At 37.4% G+C, this 3,673-nt stretch carries 4 protein-coding genes; all 4 read right to left on the bottom strand.

The annotated features are described in order from the left end of the window. Window positions 1-525: 525 nt before the first annotated feature. Window positions 526-1,539 carry a hypothetical protein gene (locus tag MRT15_RS11185; RefSeq protein WP_304330288.1) on the bottom strand — a complete coding sequence of 338 codons (1,014 nt, stop codon included), beginning with the start codon at window positions 1,537-1,539 and terminating at the stop codon, window positions 526-528. 24 nt (window positions 1,540-1,563) lie between these two features. Beyond that, complete coding sequence (locus tag MRT15_RS11180) at window positions 1,564-2,475, bottom strand: site-specific DNA-methyltransferase (protein ID WP_304330287.1); 912 nt, start codon at window positions 2,473-2,475, stop codon at window positions 1,564-1,566. Window positions 2,476-2,499: 24 nt separating this feature from the next. Further along, window positions 2,500-2,754 (bottom strand): hypothetical protein, encoded by a 255-nt coding sequence (locus MRT15_RS11175; protein WP_304330286.1) that lies wholly within the window; start codon window positions 2,752-2,754, stop codon window positions 2,500-2,502. A 147-nt stretch (window positions 2,755-2,901) separates the two neighbouring features. Then, the coding region (locus MRT15_RS11170) for a DUF2400 family protein (protein WP_304330284.1) at window positions 2,902-3,673 on the bottom strand (772 nt) is incomplete at its 5' end.

Below are 3,673 nucleotides of genomic sequence, written 5' to 3'. Positions count from 1 at the left end.
TATGGCATTAGTGGAAATGGAACCTCAGCATGACTAAAAGTTAAAAGTATAGCCAAAGCTGCAAAAATAGCAGTATACGCAACCAAAACACTCCTCCTCACACTGCTACCCAACCTTCCACCCAGAAGCTAAAACATAACAACCAATATTTAAATTTTAGAGTAACTACTCTAAAATGAGTAACAAATTCAAACAACTATATCGGGAATAGAGAGGGAGGTTGTGAAGGCAATTGAAGAGAAGAGGGTTAAATTCATCGTGATGAACGTTAAGGAAGAGTTGGAGAAATTAAAGCGGCAAGTAGCAATAGGATTAAACTATCTTAACTATCAAGTTTAGGGTGGAGTATAGTGCTAGATCTAATTGAAGAATTAAAAGTTGGTGAAATCATGTACATTCAGTTTAACAATAACTTTTTTTCTCATATTCTCATGAAATCAAAAAGCGGCTTCATAAAGTTATAGTGTAATGTTAAATGTGAAATTTAACTTTGAAAATTATGAAGTTATAGATGAGAACTAGAATTTATAATTTAATTTCTTCGAACCATTCTGGTTCTCTAAATTTCTGATAGCAAGTCTGGCATATTTGGTTCTTAGGCGCATCCCCTCTTAAAATCCTCTTAATACAGCATATAGCTCTTGAGAAGAAACTTGGATTTAAAGAGATATAGTGGATTTTGTTTTCATGTGTGCAGTAGGTTAAATTCCCTCTTGCCTTCCCCCGAATAACACCTTTCAGCAATCCCTTTATTGACCTTTCTATTGGAAATGATGAAAGTTTAAACATGAATTGTGGTTTCTTCCCTTCTATCCTTGCTAAACCGATTTTTGCAAACCCCCCAATTTCAGGGGTATAATTAAGTCTCAACTTTAATGTGTTAACGATCTTCTCATCGCTTATCTCATTCTTTAGGTAGCTAATTACATGATCGAAGCATCCCATACATAAACTGAAGTCTTTAACTGGAATACCTTCACCTCTCTTAAATCCACAGAAATAGGTTTCCTCCTTCCCTCCCTGTTGAACTTCCTTAGTGATAATCATTGTCATTCCACATAGATCGTTTGGAGGCTTAACAACATTGAGAAGCTTTTCAGCCAAGTCCATCATATCCCTAATGTTTAAGTAGAACATTGCCCAATTAGACCATTTTTCAGGTCCAATTTGGCGAATTGATGTTCTCTCAATGTGGTAGCGTTCAGGTTTAATTATCAATCGTATCTCCTCCCTCCCCTCATTTAATTCGACATCAAGTAGACACCTTTCATCGGGAATTATGTAAGCTTCCTTCCCATTCTTAGTAGTTTTCTCCCAACCCAAATCCTCATAGCTCTTCATATAACGTGATGGATGAATCAACCTTTCAATAGTTATTGGAGGCTTCTTAGAAATCCAGCCGCGAAAATTAGCATATATTATTGGGAGCGGGGTTGGTTTAGGAACTTTGAAACCAGCTTTTATAAGCTCTTCTTGAAGTTCTAATGATGCTGGAAAATATATTTGAAGAGTTTCAACATCATATGTTCCAATATGCACATATAACAGTTTTATCGCTTAAATTTAAGGGTTTGCATTCTTCCTATTATTTACAACGCTTTTTTGAGCTTTTACTCTCTCTTGGAGGAAAGTTCTCAGTCTCTTAGCATCATCTCTAATTTTATATTCAATGACATCTCCAGTTAATGTCATCTGCCAGTATCCAACCTTCTCCAAAATGATATCTTTAAGTTCCAAGTCTATCTCATATCCATAACTATTCCTCCCAAGCTCCTTAGCAACCTTCGTAGTTGTACCTGAACCTAAGAATGGATCTAAAACTGTTTCACCTTTAAATGTAAATAACTTTATCAGCCTCCTCGGTATCTCCTCAGGGAAGGCAGCTATACCTTCCTCAAGCCTCCCCTTCAATGGGAGTACATTAGTTATATCCCAAACACTTAGATACCACTTCTCCCTATTAAACAATCCAACATCTATTTTCGATTCTTCAAGAATCTTGCTATCCATGCTTTTCACGTATGAGTAATCGTAGTCACCCTTCTGGAAGATTATTATCTCTTCATAAATGTTGTCTGGATGGAAATACATTGGATAAGGATGCTGAATTAATACCCCACTCCTCCTACTTATCCTTACATAACCTTCAGGCTTCCTCCAAATTATCTTATCCCTGTACTTAAACCCCTCCTCAACCATTATCTTAATAATATCTGAACATATTGGATAAAGTGTACCTTCAATCCTAACATCCTGAGTGACAAAACATGCAATTCTACCATCAGCTAAAACCCTACGTAACTCCCTAGCAACTGAGCGTATCAAATCCAAATACTCATTATAACTCTTAAAAAGCCCTGGATAATCGAATGGCGCATTATAATATGGTGGAGAAGTAACCACAAGATGAATAGATCCGCTGGGTATTTCACTCATATCCCTAGCATCACCAAAAATTATTTTATGCCAAGTCAAACATACCCCTCCAAAACCATACCTTCACGATGCACCTAACTCCTTAACATCAAAACCAAGCTTAGTTAAAATCCTATAAGCATCCATAGCAGTAAATCCCACTCTAGGCAACCCCGTCACAAATGCAACAACCTGTTTAATAGGATACTTCTTCCCCTTATACTCTATATAATATTTCGCACGACCCTTAAGAGGCTCCGGCTCCAACCTCTCCAAAACAGCCTCAACATCATGCTTAGCAAGATTATACTCCCTATCCCTAATAGTAAAAACCACCACCTACACCACCACTTACTACATTAACTACAAAACACTTATAAATATGACGCCATCTTGGAAGTCCAATGTTAAAGTATAAGTGGAGCAAAAAACTTCTTTAAAGACTTTATACAAAAACATCAAAGTGAAATGTAAAAACATTTACGGCTAGATAATATTTCTGGCAATTTCTACTACCTCAATTCCCTGTTCCAGTTGAGCTGCTTCTTTAAGTTCCCTCGATGCCTTTCTACATATTATCATTGGTTTAGCCATTTTACCGTTATGCTTATAGTATAGGTATCTGTAGGTTACCGCTTGACCTATAGCCATATAATTCAACTCCCTCTCCACCTCAACAATATACTCATTGCAAGTCTTAGCATGCATAAGGGCATCAGCAGAATATCTTCCAAGCGTGTATTCGGTTACGACTTTATCGAATTCTCCCCCATGGATTTTGAGGAAATTCTCCAATATCTCCATTTCCACTGATGTTAATGGCTTAGCTTCAACAATTTTCGGAAGCTTTGATGATTTGCATATGTTTATTAGTGGGCATAGGTAGCATTGTGATCTAGCCAAATTCTTTGCACAATACCCCATTATTGAAACCCTTGAGAGTAAGTAATCGTATTTTGTTGGATCTTCAGGGTTTATCCCCCTCAGAAATTTAGTTGCCTCTAATACTCCACGCCAATTCAATGCTACTTTCAACTGAAAAGCCCTTGTGAGAACTCTCTGCAAACCCAAATCCAATGAGACTAGTAAATGCCTCTTATCAATGAAGCTCCACAAACCCATATCAGGATACGGTCTAACAAGCCACCTAAAGAATAAGTTAAACCTCTTCAAAGGCGAATCTACACTCTTGGGTATTAGTGGTGGGCGTCCACCATAATTATGCATTACCCCAAGCAAACCCCTCAAAACCCCCTCC

Origin of the sequence: Candidatus Culexarchaeum yellowstonense, assembly GCF_024707025.1 — an archaeon.
GTDB lineage: Archaea > Thermoproteota > Methanomethylicia > Culexarchaeales > Culexarchaeaceae > Culexarchaeum.
The sequence above is the reverse complement of the archived record's forward strand: the minus strand, read 5'-3'. Positions and strand labels throughout refer to the sequence as shown.